10 protein-coding genes are annotated in these 13,042 nt (G+C 69.2%); 3 read left to right on the top strand and 7 right to left on the bottom strand.

Annotated features, from left to right (window positions below; all coding sequences use genetic code 11):
- Nucleotides 1-67 precede the first annotated feature (67 nt).
- Complete coding sequence (gene mdlC / locus LG388_RS04950) at nt 68-1,684, bottom strand: benzoylformate decarboxylase (RefSeq protein WP_225781705.1); 1,617 nt, start codon at nt 1,682-1,684, stop codon at nt 68-70.
- Nucleotides 1,685-1,922: 238 nt separating this feature from the next.
- On the opposite strand from mdlC, the gene LG388_RS04945 reads away from it, so the two are divergent.
- Nucleotides 1,923-2,828 (top strand): LysR substrate-binding domain-containing protein, encoded by a 906-nt coding sequence (locus LG388_RS04945; protein WP_225781704.1) that lies wholly within the window; start codon nt 1,923-1,925, stop codon nt 2,826-2,828.
- A gap of 56 nt (nt 2,829-2,884) precedes the next feature.
- Here the strand turns inward: LG388_RS04945 and LG388_RS04940 are convergent, their stop codons facing one another.
- Both LG388_RS04940 and ettA read right to left on the bottom strand, forming a co-directional pair.
- The gene (locus LG388_RS04940) at nt 2,885-3,370 is read right to left on the bottom strand and encodes a GNAT family N-acetyltransferase (RefSeq protein WP_225781703.1); all 486 of its coding nucleotides are present in this window, start codon (nt 3,368-3,370) and stop codon (nt 2,885-2,887) included.
- Nucleotides 3,371-3,497: 127 nt separating this feature from the next.
- Entirely contained in the window at nt 3,498-5,159 is a 1,662-nt protein-coding gene (gene ettA / locus LG388_RS04935; protein WP_225781702.1) for an energy-dependent translational throttle protein EttA, read from the bottom strand.
- A 369-nt stretch (nt 5,160-5,528) separates the two neighbouring features.
- Here ettA and LG388_RS04930 point away from each other — a divergent pair, with 369 nt between their 5' ends.
- Nucleotides 5,529-7,283, top strand: coding sequence for a DEAD/DEAH box helicase (locus LG388_RS04930; RefSeq protein WP_225781701.1), 1,755 nt, complete (start codon nt 5,529-5,531; stop codon nt 7,281-7,283).
- Nucleotides 7,284-7,409: 126 nt separating this feature from the next.
- Complete coding sequence (locus LG388_RS04925; protein ID WP_225781700.1) at nt 7,410-8,423, top strand: endonuclease/exonuclease/phosphatase family protein; 1,014 nt, start codon at nt 7,410-7,412, stop codon at nt 8,421-8,423.
- Nucleotides 8,424-8,837: 414 nt separating this feature from the next.
- On the opposite strand, the gene LG388_RS04920 is transcribed toward LG388_RS04925, so the two are convergent.
- From LG388_RS04920 to LG388_RS04905, 4 genes are all read right to left on the bottom strand, one after another.
- On the bottom strand, nt 8,838-10,037 hold the full coding sequence (locus LG388_RS04920; RefSeq protein WP_225781699.1) for a mandelate racemase/muconate lactonizing enzyme family protein: 1,200 nt from the start codon (nt 10,035-10,037) through the stop codon (nt 8,838-8,840).
- Between the two features lie 69 nt (nt 10,038-10,106).
- Nucleotides 10,107-11,114, bottom strand: a complete 1,008-nt coding sequence (locus LG388_RS04915; protein WP_225781698.1) for a TRAP transporter substrate-binding protein — start codon at nt 11,112-11,114, stop codon at nt 10,107-10,109.
- Nucleotides 11,115-11,144: 30 nt separating this feature from the next.
- Complete coding sequence (locus LG388_RS04910; RefSeq protein ID WP_225781697.1) at nt 11,145-12,446, bottom strand: TRAP transporter large permease subunit; 1,302 nt, start codon at nt 12,444-12,446, stop codon at nt 11,145-11,147.
- Nucleotides 12,443-12,997 carry a TRAP transporter small permease gene (locus LG388_RS04905; RefSeq protein ID WP_225781696.1) on the bottom strand — a complete coding sequence of 185 codons (555 nt, stop codon included), beginning with the start codon at nt 12,995-12,997 and terminating at the stop codon, nt 12,443-12,445. The genes LG388_RS04910 and LG388_RS04905 overlap by 4 nt, the downstream gene beginning before the upstream one ends.
- Nucleotides 12,998-13,042: the final 45 nt, after the last annotated feature.

Here is a 13,042-nt window from a genome sequence, read left to right as displayed (position 1 = left end):
GAAGGCGCGTGCGAATCCGTTCTGGCACGCACTTGGTTCGCTCAGGCTCGGGGGCGGGGCGGGAAGCTCAGTCCACCTCGATTTCCACCAGCACCGGCCCCGTGCCCTGCAGCGACTGGCGCAGCACGCCCGCCAATGCGTTCGCGTCGCTCACGCGCAGCGCTTCCAGGCCCTGGCCGCGCGCCAGCGCGACGAAGTCCAGGTCGGGCAGCGCCGTCCCCTGCGGCGTTTCGCCGGGGGCGTAGCCGAAGACGGGCGCGAAGTCCTGCAGCGCGGCATAGCGCCGGTTGTTGAGGATCAGGAAGGTGATGGGCAGCTTCAGTTGCGCGGCGCTCCACAGCGCCTGGATCGAGTACATGCTGGAGCCGTCGCCGATCAGTCCGATCACGCGCTGCCCCGGGCTGCCGAGCGCCACGCCGACCGTGGCGGGCATGCCCCAGCCCAGCCCGCCGCTGGCCATGGTGAAGAAGGTGTGGCTGCGTGTGAAATGCAGGCGTTCCTGCATCACGGGGCGCGAGCCCGGCGCTTCCTCGACCACGATGCAGCCGGGGTCGCGCACGTCATTGAGCGTCTGCAGCGCGAAGGCGACCGACATGCGCTCGCCGGGCGGCGGCGGCTCGGCGCGCGGCAGTTGCGGACGCGGGGCCGGGGGCGTGCGCGGCGTGGCGGGCGCGGGGCGCGCCAGCAGGTCGCGCACGCCCAGCCCGATGCTGCACTGGGCCGCGATGCCCACGGGCGTCCAGGCCACCGTGTGCGGGTCGTCGATCAGCTGGCACAGCTGCGCGCCTGCAGGCAGGTGCGGCCCCTGCCCTTCGACGTGGTACGAGAAGGCCGGCGCGCCCAGCACCAGCACCAGGTCATGCCCGGCCAGGCGTTCGACGATGCGCTCGCGGATCGCCGGCAGGAAGCCGGCGAAGAGTGGATGGTCTTCGGCGAAACCGCCGCGCGCCGACATGGGCGCGACCCACACGCGCGCCTGGTGGCGCTCGGCCAGCGCGCGCACGTCGTCCCAGGCGCCGTCGCGGTCCACGCCCGCGCCCACCACGATGGCGGGGCGCTGGCTCGCGTCGAGCGCATCGCCGATCTGCGCCAGCACGGCCGGATCGGGCCGCAGCCCGGTGCCGATGCGGCGCGCGGGCACGAGCTCGGCCGGCTGTTCCCAGTCGTCGGCCGGAATGGACACCAGCACCGGGCCGCAGGGCGGCTGCATGGCCACGTAGCAGGCGCGCGCCAGGGCCTGCGGCACGTCCTGCGCACGCGCGGGCTCGATGCTCCACTTGACGTAGGGTTTGGCCAGCTCGGTGGCCTGGGCCGAGAACAGGAAGGGGTCGAAGGGCAGGATCGAGCGCGCCTGCTGCCCGGCCGTGATGACCAGCGGCGTGCGGTTGAGGAAGGCCGTGAAGATGTTGCCCATCGCGTTGCCCACGCCGGCCGCCGAATGCAGGTTGACGATGGCCGGGCGCCGCGTGGCCTGCGCATAGCCGTCGGCCATGCCGACCACGCCCGCTTCCTGCAGGCCCAGCACGTAGCGGAAGTCCTCGGGGAAGTCGCGGAACATGGGCAGCTCGGTAGAGCCCGGGTTGCCGAAGATGGTGGTCATGCCCAGCTCGCGCAGCAGCGCGAGCACGGCGGTGCGCACGGTCGAGGAAGGGGCGGACGCGGAGGGTGGGAGGGGTGAAGGCATGAAACGGCGGACTCGGGGACTCGGGAACTCGGTGATCGACGCTCGGGGCCCGGCCGCGGCGGGCGGTTCGGGCCGGGCGGCACGAGGGCGCCGCACTGGAGCAATGCCCGCAGTCTCGGCCGCGCGGTGCCGCGGGACAAGCCATCTGCGGCACTATGCTTCATGCATGACAGGCATACTGCGGCCGCCCCGCCCTTCCCGCGGCCGCCTCTCGGGCAGCCAGCCGCCCCTTCGATCCATGCACGTCAACGACCTCGACCTGAACCTGCTGCGCGTGTTCGACGCCATCTACCGCGCCGGCAGCGTGAGCCGCGCCGCGGCCCTGCTGGGCATGGCGCAGCCGGCCACCAGCCAGGCGCTGACGCGGCTGCGCCTGCTGCTCAAGGACCCGCTCTTCGTGCGCGCGGGCGGCGGCGTCGCGCCCACGCCGCGCGCGCAGCGCATGGCGCAGGGCGTGCAGTCGGCGCTGGCCACGGTGCAGGCCGTGCTGCATGTCGACGACAGCTTCGAGGCCGCCACCGCCCAGGCCACCCTGCGCCTGCACCTGAGCGACATTGGCGAGGCGCGCTTCCTGCCGCAGCTCATGGCCGCGCTGCATGCGCGCGCGCCCGGCGTGCGCGCCGAGACCATGCCCTGGCCGCACGAGCAGATCGCGCTGGCACTGGACAGCGGGGCGCTCGACTTCGCGCTGGGCTTCCTGCCTTCGGTGCAGGGCACGCAGCATGCCGAGGTGCTGGACGACCGCTATGGGGTGCTGCTGCGCGAAGGGCATCCGCTGCTCGCGCGGCGGCGGCGCCGCGCCCTGCGGCTCGAGGAACTGGCGCAGCTGGAATACGTGGCCGTGCGTTCGCACGCGCAGACGCTGCGCATCCTGCGCATGCTGCGGCTGGAGTCGCGCGTGCGGCTCACGGCCGCGCACTTCCTGGCCGTGCCGTCGATCGTGCGCCAGACCGACCTGGGCGTGCTGATGCCGCTGGAGATCGCGAGCGGCTTCGCCAGCCGGGGCGGCTACCGCGTCGTCGATGCGGCGCTGCCCGCGCAGCGCTTCACCGTGTCGCTGCACTGGAGCCCGCGCTACGAGAACGACCCGCTGCTGCGCTGGGCGCGGGCGCTGATCCTGGAGCTGTTCCGCGGGCCGCGCTGAATGCGCGCGGCATGCCGCCCGCGCGGGCGGCGTCCTGCGGGCGCGCTGCGCGCGGTTCAGCTTTCCAGCAGCAGGCCCATCACGACTTCATCGACGTCGTGGTCTTCGTGCGCGCGGCGGTAGAAGCCGCGCAGCAGCCCCTCTCGCACGAAGCCCATCTTCTCGTAGAAGCGCAGGGCGCGCGCGTTGTCGGCTTCGGCATAGAGCTCGACACGGCGGATGCCATCGGCGCGCAGGTGCAGCAGGGCGTCCTGCACCATGGCACGGGCCACGCCGTGGCCTTGCGCCTCGGGATCGACCGCCAGCGTGCGCAGCAGCGCCACATGGTTCGCGCGGCCCGGGTAACGCGTGATGCGGTAAAAGCCCGCCACCTGGCCGCCCACCGTCCAGACATAGAAGGCGCCGCTGGCCAGCAGTTCGTCGTAGACCGGCCCGAAGTCCTGCAGCGACATGGGCTCGTAGGTCAGGAAGGGCGAGACCTGCGGGTGGCTGTGGATCGCGTGGACTTTCGTGATGTCTTCGGGGCGGGCCAATCGACGCATCGTCGGTCTCCTGCGCCCGCTCACGGCGGGCGCTGCGGCTTCGTCAAACACAAGGAGCCCGACGGCGGCACCGGCGGGCTCCTGGAGGGCGGCAGGCCGGCCCCGCAGGGACCGGTCGCATCGCGGCTTACTTGAGCGCCTTGAAGCGCACGCGCTTGGGCTTGGCGCCCTCCTCGCCCAGGCGCTTCTTCTTGTCGGCCTCGTACTCCTGGTAGTTGCCGTCGAAGAAGACCCATTGCGAATCGCCTTCAGCGGCCAGGATGTGGGTGGCAATGCGGTCCAGGAACCAGCGGTCGTGGCTGATGACCAGCACGGTGCCCGCGTATTCCAGCAGCGCGTCTTCCAGCGCGCGCAGGGTTTCCACGTCCAGGTCGTTGGACGGTTCGTCCAGCAGCAGCACGTTGCCGCCCTGGATCAGCGTCTTGGCCAGGTGCAGCCGGCCGCGCTCACCGCCCGACAGGTTGCCGACCTTCTTCTGCTGGTCCTGGCCGTTGAAGTTGAAGCGGCCCGCGTAGGCGCGCGAGGCCATCTGGAACTTGCCGACGTTGATGATGTCCAGGCCGCCCGAAATGTCTTCCCACACGGTCTTGTCGTCGGCCAGCGCATCGCGCGACTGGTCCACGTAAGCCATCTTCACGGTCTGGCCGATCACGACCTCGCCCGAATCGGGCTGTTCGCGGCCCGCGATCAGCTTGAACAGCGTCGACTTGCCGGCGCCGTTGGGGCCGATGATGCCGACGATGGCGCCGGCCGGAATGTTCATCGACAGGTTGTCGATCAGCACGCGGTCGCCGAAGCTCTTGCTGACGCCCTTGAACTCGATTACCTGGCTGCCCAAGCGATCCGCCACGGGAATGAAGATTTCCTGCGTCTCGTTGCGCTGCTGGTATTCGTAGTCGCTCAGCTCCTCGAAGCGGGCAATGCGCGCCTTGCTCTTGGCCTGGCGGCCCTTGGCGTTCTGGCGCACCCACTCCAGTTCCTTCTTCAGGGCCTTGGCGCGAGCTTCCTCGCCCTTTTGCTCCTGCTCCAGGCGGTTCTGCTTCTGCAGCAGCCACTCGGTGTAGTTGCCCTTGTAGGGAATGCCGCGGCCGCGGTCGAGTTCGAGAATCCACTCGGCCGCGTTGTCCAGGAAGTAGCGGTCGTGGGTGATGGCCACCACGGTGCCGGTGAAGCGCTGCAGGAAGATTTCCAGCCACTCCACCGATTCGGCGTCCAGGTGGTTGGTGGGTTCGTCGAGCAGCAGCATGTCGGGCTTGGACAGCAGCAGCTTGCACAGCGCCACGCGGCGCTTCTCGCCGCCCGAGAGCAGGCCGATCTTGGCGTCCCACGGGGGCAGGCGCAGCGCGTCGGCGGCGATCTCGATCTGGTGCTCCGAGTCGGTGCCGGCGGCGGCGATCACGGCCTCGAGCTGGCCCTGTTCGGCAGCCAGGGCGTCGAAGTCGGCATCGGGCTCGGCGTAGGCGGCGTAGATTTCCTCGAGGCGCTTCTTGGCGTCGTTGACCTCGCCCATCGCCTCGTCGATTTCCTCGCGGACGGTGTTCTCGGGGTTCAGCTGCGGCTCCTGCTGCAGGTAGCCGATGGACAGGCCGGCCATCGGGATGGCCTCGCCCTCGAACTCCTTGTCCACGCCGGCCATGATCTTGAGCAGCGAGGACTTGCCCGAGCCGTTGAGGCCGAGCACGCCGATCTTGGCGCCCGGGAAGAAGGACAGCGAGATGTCTTTCAAGATCTGCCGCTTGGGCGGCACGGTCTTGGAGACGCGGTTCATGGTGTAGACGTACTGGGCCATGGCGTTCTGGAGGTTCTCGAAGCGGGAGGGCGCGCAGGCACCCGCAAGGATGCCGGGCCGCGGGCGGGCCGCGCGCAAAAGCATGGATTATCCCCGCTTGTGCCCGATGGCCCCGCCCGCCGTGCGCAAAGCCGCGCGGCCGGCGCGAGCTTGGGGCCAACTCGTGCGACAATCGCGTTGTTGCCGGGCCCGGTCACCCGCAACACGGCTTTCTGCCGGGGACGACGGAACTTCTGAGCTTCCAGGCTCCCGCCTCCAACCGATCTGCCCTCGACTGGCCCTGACGTCCCGAACCACAAGCACGGGCATCCCACGGCGGGCAGACACCCAAGAAGAACACCGCGCCGTGCATGGCGCTCTTTGGAATCAATGAACTTCGACGAACTGAAGCTGGCCCCGGCCATCCTCAAGGCCGTGCGCGAGCAGGGCTACGAAACCCCGACCCCGATCCAGGCCCAGGCCATCCCCGCCGTCCTGGAAGGCCATGACCTCCTGGCCGGCGCCCAGACCGGCACCGGCAAGACCGCCGCCTTCACGCTGCCCCTGCTGCACAAGCTGTCCAAGGGCGAAGGCAAGACCAACAAGTTCGGCAAGGACGGCATCGCCGCCCTGGTGCTGACGCCCACGCGCGAGCTGGCCGCGCAGGTCGAAGAGTCCGTGCGCAGCTACGGCAAGTACCTGCCGCTCACGTCCACCGTCATCTTCGGCGGCGTGGGCATGAACCCGCAGATCGACCGCATCAAGCGCGGCGTGGACATCCTCGTGGCCACCCCGGGCCGCCTGCTGGACCTGCAGCAGCAGGGCCACCTGGACCTGTCCACGGTCGAGATCCTCGTGCTGGACGAAGCCGACCGCATGCTGGACATGGGCTTCATCCACGACGTGAAGAAGATCCTGGCGCTGCTGCCCAAGGACAAGCAGAGCCTGCTGTTCTCGGCCACCTTCAGCGACGAGATCCGCGAGCTGGCCAACGGCCTGCTGCGCAACCCGCAGAACATCCAGGTCACGCCGCGCAACACCACGGTGCAGCGCATCACGCAGGTGATCCACCCGGTGGGCCGGGCCAAGAAGAAGCAGCTGCTCGCGCACATCATCAACGAGCACAACTGGAGCCAGGTGCTGGTGTTCACGCGCACCAAGTTCGGCGCCAACCACGTGGCCGAGTTCCTGGAAAAGAACGGCATCACGGCCATGGCGCTGCACGGCAACAAGAGCCAGAGCGCCCGCACGCAGGCGCTGGCCGGCTTCAAGAGCGGTGAGATCCGCGCCCTGGTGGCCACCGACATCGCCGCGCGCGGCATCGACATCGACGACCTGCCGCACGTGGTGAACTACGAGATCCCGAACGTCAGCGAAGACTACGTGCACCGCATCGGCCGCACGGGCCGCGCCGGCCGCGAGGGCCAGGCCGTGAGCCTGGTCTGCCTGGACGAGGAAGGCTTCATGCAGGAGATCGAGCGCTTCACCAAGCAGCAGATCCCGGTGCAGGTGATCGAGGGCTTCGGCCCCGACGAAGGCGAGATCGCCGAGCCCATCGCCATGGGCCGCCAGACCCTGTGGGGCGGCGCCGGCCGCCCGCCGAGCCGCGAAGTGATGGCCGCCGCGGCCAAGGCCGCGCGCCAGGAGATGATGCAGCGCATCCGCGACAACAAGGCCGCCCAGGGCGAGCGCGGCGGCGCCGGCAAGAAGCCGCAGGGCGCCTCGGGTGGCCAGGGCCAGGGCCGCGGCAACGCCAATGGGGGCGGCAACAAGGGCCCGCGCAGCGCGCAGGGCGGCCAGCCGCCGCGCCAGAACAGCAACGGCCCCAAACGGCATCACAACAACCCGCAGCATGCCGGCCCGCATGCGCTGTACGAAGACCGCGAGCGCCCCGAGCGCCAGCCCAAGCACTTCGGCAACACGGCCAGCCCCTCGCATGCCGACGCGCTGGCCCATCGCCGCGCCGAGACGGAAGGCTTCGGCGGCGCCGGCCAGCCCGACCCGCTGCGCACCAGTGTCGACAGCTTCGGCGGGCGCGGCCGCCGCAGCGGCGGGGGCGGCTACGGCGGCGGTGGCGGCAACCGCAGTGGCGGCGGTCGCCGCAGCGGCGGTGGCTACGGCGGCGGCCGTCGCGGCGGCTACTGAGCCACCGAAGCCATGCGGCACCGGGTCTTTGCCAGGCCCGGCTGCACCACCCACCGGGGCGCCGCAAGGCGCCCTTTGTGCTGGCCCGTCCGGCGGGCGGCCGGGCGCATGGCCACAATGGGGGCCATGCAAGAGATCCCGCCCAACTACGCCACCCTCTTCGTCGCCACCTGCAATGCGCTGAACCTGGCGCGGCCGCAGCGCCTGTTCTACGCCAACCAGGAGCCCTACGACGCGCGCGAGTACCAGCGCAAGGTCGGCTGGCTCGGCGAGCGCGTGCGCATGCTCAACGCCGACGTGCTGGCGGTGCAGGAGGTGTGGGACGACACGGCCCTGAAGGAGGCGATCGCCGCCAGCGGCCTGCGTTATGACAGCGTGGCCGTGCCCGGCGCCGAAAGCACGCCGCCCGCGCAGGGCGCCCAGGGCACGCCGCGCGTGGGCATCGTCACGCGGCTCAAGGTCGAAGCGCTGCGCTCCTTTGTCGACTTCCCCGAGGACATCTCGGTCGACGTGCCCGAGCTGGGCCGCCACGTGCGCTTCGAGCGCCCGCCCCTGCTCGCACAGCTGCGCATGAAGCACGGCCAGGCCGTGAACGTGCTGACGGTGCACCTCAAATCCAAGCGGCCCAAGTTCCTGATCGACGCCGCGGGCCAGCCGCTGGAGAACCGGGACGACCCCAAGATCGCGGCACGGGCCTCGTTGCGTTCACTGCTCATGCGCGCCGCCGAGGCGGCGGCCCTGCGCTGCATCGTGATCGACCTGCTCCACGAGAACCGGGTGCCGCTGGTGGTGATGGGCGATTTCAACGACCACCCGCACAGCGTGACCACGCAGCTGGTGGCCGCCACCTCGGACGCCTTCTACGACAAGGCCGCGCGCGACGTGGCGCTGTTCAACGCGTACGAGATGCAGGGCGAGTCGGCGCTCAAGAAGGACGTGGCCTACTCCCACATCCACCAGGGCCACCCCGAAGTGCTGGACCAGATCTTCGTGAGCGAGGAATTCGCCGTCGGCTCGCGCCGCGCCATCGGCGACGTGCGCCGCGTCGACTATTTCAACGACCACCTGCACGAAGGCCGCGACCGCACGCGCACGGACCATGGGCTGGTGCGGGCGTTGTTGCGGGTGAGGATGGGCTGACACTCATCGCGCGGCTTCGCGGTTCCCCCTCTCCTGCGGGAGCGAGGTGCACCCAAAGGCCTGGCAGAGCCAGTTCCTCGGAGGCCCTGAGGGCTTCGCTCACGCTCGCTGGCCGAGCGACACGAGCGACACCCGCACAGCCGCGGAGCACGGCGCGTGCCGCCGGCCCGCGCGCCCATCGGCAGCGCCGAGGCGCGCAGGCCGCCGGGCGTGGGCACGCGAAGTCGCGTGCCCTTCGTGATCTGACTCATCGCGTCTGTCCGAGCGCAGTGAACGAAGTGAACGCAGCGAGTTACGCGATGCGCCCGGTGGCCGAGCACCGCAGGGGAGCCGGAGCGCCAGCGAAGGCCGCTGGCGTTGGGCGCACGGGCCGGCGGCACGCGCCGTGCGGCCCCCACCCGGGGAACCACCACCTCAAGACGGCGTCGACACCCGCACCACCGCATCCTTGCGCTTGTGCAGATCGGGCAGCAGCTCCAGCCCTAGGCCCGGCTTGTCGTTCACACGGATCATGCCCCGCTCCACGATCGGCAGCTCGGTCACCAGTTCCTTGTACCAGCCCGTGTAGAAGGCCCGCACGCTCTCCTGGATCAGCGCATTGGGCGCGTGCAGGCTCAGGTGCGTGGAGGCGGCCCACACCACGGGGCCGGTGCAGTCGTGCGGCGCCACGGGCAGCTGCCAGGCATCGGCCATGGCGGCGATCTTGCGCGCCTCGGTGAGGCCGCCGCACCAGCTCAGGTCCAGCATGGCGACGCCCGCCACGCCGGTCTGCAGGTAGTCCTTGAAGCCCCACTTGTAGCTCAGCGTCTCGCTCGCGCAGACCAGCGCCTTGCAGTCGACCGCGTATTGCTTGAGCAGGTCCAGGCTGTCCATGCGGATCGCGTCCTCGTGCCAGAAGGTGTCGAACTCCTGCAGGGCGCGCGCGATCTTCTGCGCCATGGGCAGGCGCCACAGGCTGTGGAACTCGACCATGATGTCCATCTTGTTACCCACGGCCTTGCGGATCTTGCGAAAAGGTTCCAGCGCCAGGTCCAGGTCTTCGGGGCTGATGTACTGGCCGTGGCTCTTCTCGGCCGCCGGGTCGAAGGGCCAGATCTTCATGGCCGTCACGCCTTCGCAGAGCAGCGACTCGGCCAGCTCGTCGGCATGGTGCAGGAAGCCCTGCAGGTCTTCGTAGGGACCGGCGTGGTTGCCCAGCCCCCAGTTCGACGTGCTCTGGTTGGCCGTGCTGCGCACGTACTGGTAGCCCGCGCAGGTGTTGTAGATGCGGATGGCGTCGCGGCTCCTGCCGCCCAGCGCCGTGTGCACCGGCATGCCGGCCGCCTTGCCGAACAGGTCCCACAGCGCGATGTCCACGGCCGAATTGCCGCGCGTTTCCACGCCCGAGCCGCGCCAGCCCAGGTAGCCGGTCAGGTCGCGGTTGCGCGCCTCGATGGCCAGCGGGTCGGCGCCCAGCAGCTTGGGCGCGGCCCACTCGTGCAGGTAGGCCTCCACGGCGGCAGCACCCATGAAGGTTTCGCCCAGCCCGACCAGCCCTTCGTCGGTGTGCAGGCGTACCCACAGGATGTTCGGGAACTCGCCGAGGCGGATGGTTTCGACTTGCGTGATCTTCATGGGGCACTCGTGCTCGGGGACAAGAAAAAAGGCCGCATCCGAAGATGCGGCCCGGGGCGCCGCAGCCGCTCAGCCGCCGCGCACCTTCTTGAGCTCGTCCATCACCACCTTCACCGCCTCGGCGCCGATGGTGGCCACGTTCTTGTCGTACACCGGCTTGACCCTGTCCAGCATGCGCTTCTGCTCGGCCGGGCTGATCTCGTTGACCTGCAGCGACTTCTTCAGTGTTTCCAGCGACCTCGCATTGAGGTCGCGGTTGGCCTGGCGCTGCACCTTCTGGCCTTCCTTGGCCGCTTCGCGCAGCACGGCCTGCTCCTCGGGCTTGAGGCCGTCCCACAGCTTCTTGCTGTAGAGCACCAGGAAGGGCGTGTAGGCATGGCGCGTCACGCTCAGGTACTTCTGCACCTCGAAGAACTTGGAGGTCTCGATGGTCACGAAGGGGTTCTCCTGGCCGTCGATGGTGCGCGTCTCCAGCGCGGTGAACACCTCGCCGAAGGCCATCGGCACGGCGTTCGTGCCCAGGGTCTTGAAGGAGTCCAGGAAGATGTTGTTCTGCATCACCCGCACCTTCACGCCCTCGAAGTCCTCCACCTTGTTGATGGGGCGCTTGCTGTTGGTGAGGTTGCGAAAGCCGTTCTCCCAGTAGGCCAGGTTGATCAGGCCCGCGGCTTCGAGCTTCTTGTTGAAGTACTCGCCCGCCGGGCCGTCGAGCACGGCGTCGGCTTCCTTCTCGTTGTTGAAGAGGAAAGGCAGGTCGAACACGCCCAGTTCCTTGACGATGCCCACCAGCGGCGAGCTGGAGGTGCACACCATCTCCTGCGTGCCCGCGCGCAGCGCCTGGGTGGCCTGCAGGTCGCCGCCCGCCGCGCCGCCCCAGAAGGCCGCGATCTTCATCTTGCCGCCGGTCTTGGCGGCCAGGATCTCCTGCATCTTCTTGACGCCGACGCCGACCGGGTGGTCCTCGTTCACGCCGTTGGTGAACTTGATCGTCCGTTCGCTGAACTGGGCCAGTGCGGGCATGCCCAGCGCGAGGCCCGAGCCGGCCACGGCGGCCGTGAAGGTTCTGCGGTTCAACATCTCTTGTCTCCTTGCTTGCGGGGGTGGGAACTACCGCGCCATCCACCACGAGAGCGGAACGGTCACGATCTGCGGGAACAGGACCATCAGGAACAGAACGAGCAGGTGCGCGATGAAGAAGGGCATCACGCCCTTGAAGGCATCGTCCATCGTGATGCGCGAGACGCCGCACACCACGTTGAGCACCGTGCCCACCGGCGGCGTGATCAGGCCGATGGCGTTGTTGATGATGAACATCACGCCGAAGTAGACCGGGTCGATGCCCGCCTTGAGCACCACCGGCATCAGCACCGGCGTGAGGATCAGCACCGTGGGCGTGAAGTCCAGCGCGGTGCCCACGATCACGATGAGCACCATGATCACGAACATCAGCAGCATGCGGTTGTCCATGAAGGGCTCGAGCATCCTGGCCACCTCGCCCGGGATGTCGGCCACCGTGATGAGCCAGGCGCTGACCATGGCCGCCGCGACCAGGAACATGACCACGGCCGTGGTCTTGCCCGCCGCCAGCGTGAGGCGGTAGAGCATCGACACCTTGAGCTCGCCGTAGACGAACATGCCCACCACCAGCGCATAGACGGCGGCGACCACGGCGGCCTCGGTGGGGGTGAACAGGCCCATCTTCATGCCGCCGATGATCAGCACCGGCAGGAACAGCGCCAGGCTGCCGCGGCCGGTGACGCGCAGGCGCTCGCCCCAGGCCACCCGCGGCGCGGGCGGCACCTTGTCGCGTCGGGCCACGATCCACCAGGTGATGCCGATGGCCAGGCCCATCAGGATGCCGGGCACGATGCCGGCCAGGAAGAGCTTGGTGATCGAGACGTTGGCCGCCACGCCGAACACGATGAGCCCGATGGAGGGCGGGATCACCGGCGCGATGATGCCGCCGGCCGCGATCAGGCCCGCCGAGCGCTTGGTGTCGTAGCCCGCACGGTTCATCATCGGGATCATGAGCGCGGCCAGCGCGGCCGTGTCGGCCACGGCCGACCCGGAGATGGCCGCCATGATGATGGCCGCCACCACGGCCACGTAGCCCAGGCCGCCGCGGAAGTGGCCCACCCAGGCCACGGCCATCTCGACGATGCGCCGCGACAGGCCGCCCGCGTTCATGAACTCGCCGGCCAGGAGGAAGAAGGGCACGGCCAGCAGCGGGAAGTTGTCGGCGCCGTCGACGAAGCGCTGCGCGATGATCTGGCTGTCGAAGGCCGGCAGCACGCCGGTGAAGGCGAGCCAGCCCATCAGCGACACCCCGCACACCAGCAGCGCATAGGCGATGGGCATGCCGATGGCCATGGCGGCCAGCAGCGAGACGACGAAGATCGTGACGGTCATCGTGCACTCCCCGGCGTGGCCACGGTGCCCGCTTCCTCGGGCGCGTTGTCCTCGGATTCCATCACCTGCACCAGCTGTTCGTCGCTGAGCCGGTTCGTGAACAGCAGCCACAGGCGGTGCAGGTTCATGAGCCCCATCACCACGGCCACGATGTAGCCGATGCCGTAGACCCAGATCATCGAGATGCCGACCACGGGCGAGATGTTGGTGCGCTGTAGCTCGTGCATCTCGAAGGTGCCCATGAAGAAGAGCACGTTGCAAAACAGCATGAGCAGCTGGTTGACGGCGAAGCAGAGCTTGCGGCCCAACCGCGGCAGGCGGCGGATCAGCGTGTCCACGCCCAGGTGCGCGCCGTCGCGCATGGCCACCATGGCGCCGATGTAGGTGAGCCAGATGAAGCAGTAGCGCGACATCTCGTCGGACACCGTGATGCCCGAGTTGAAGCCGTAGCGCAGCACCACGTTGCCGAAGACCATGACGACCATGGCGGCCATGCAGACCACGACCAGGAACTCCAGCAACCGGAAGAATGCGTCGATGGCACGTTTCATCGTTGTCCTGTCTCCTTGCTCTTGTGCGGGGGCCGCGTCTGCGCG

This window comes from Xenophilus sp. Marseille-Q4582 (genome assembly GCF_916700565.1).
Lineage (GTDB): Bacteria > Pseudomonadota > Gammaproteobacteria > Burkholderiales > Burkholderiaceae_C > Xenophilus.
This window is presented reverse-complemented; position numbering and strand designations above follow the sequence as displayed.

Excerpts from the sequence above, each read along its gene's own strand:
- LG388_RS04930 (WP_225781701.1), top strand. The coding sequence starts at position 5,529 with ATGAACTTCGACGAACTGAAGCTGGCCCCGGCCATCCTCAAGGCCGTG.
- LG388_RS04925 (WP_225781700.1), top strand. The coding sequence starts at position 7,410 with ATGCAAGAGATCCCGCCCAACTACGCCACCCTCTTCGTCGCCACCTGC.
- mdlC (WP_225781705.1), bottom strand. The coding sequence starts at position 1,684 with ATGCCTTCACCCCTCCCACCCTCCGCGTCCGCCCCTTCCTCGACCGTG.
- LG388_RS04915 (WP_225781698.1), bottom strand. The coding sequence starts at position 11,114 with ATGTTGAACCGCAGAACCTTCACGGCCGCCGTGGCCGGCTCGGGCCTC.
- ettA (WP_225781702.1), bottom strand. The coding sequence starts at position 5,159 with ATGGCCCAGTACGTCTACACCATGAACCGCGTCTCCAAGACCGTGCCG.
- LG388_RS04905 (WP_225781696.1), bottom strand. The coding sequence starts at position 12,997 with ATGAAACGTGCCATCGACGCATTCTTCCGGTTGCTGGAGTTCCTGGTC.
- LG388_RS04940 (WP_225781703.1), bottom strand. The coding sequence starts at position 3,370 with ATGCGTCGATTGGCCCGCCCCGAAGACATCACGAAAGTCCACGCGATC.
- LG388_RS04910 (WP_225781697.1), bottom strand. The coding sequence starts at position 12,446 with ATGACCGTCACGATCTTCGTCGTCTCGCTGCTGGCCGCCATGGCCATC.
- LG388_RS04920 (WP_225781699.1), bottom strand. The coding sequence starts at position 10,037 with ATGAAGATCACGCAAGTCGAAACCATCCGCCTCGGCGAGTTCCCGAAC.
- LG388_RS04945 (WP_225781704.1), top strand. The coding sequence starts at position 1,923 with ATGCACGTCAACGACCTCGACCTGAACCTGCTGCGCGTGTTCGACGCC.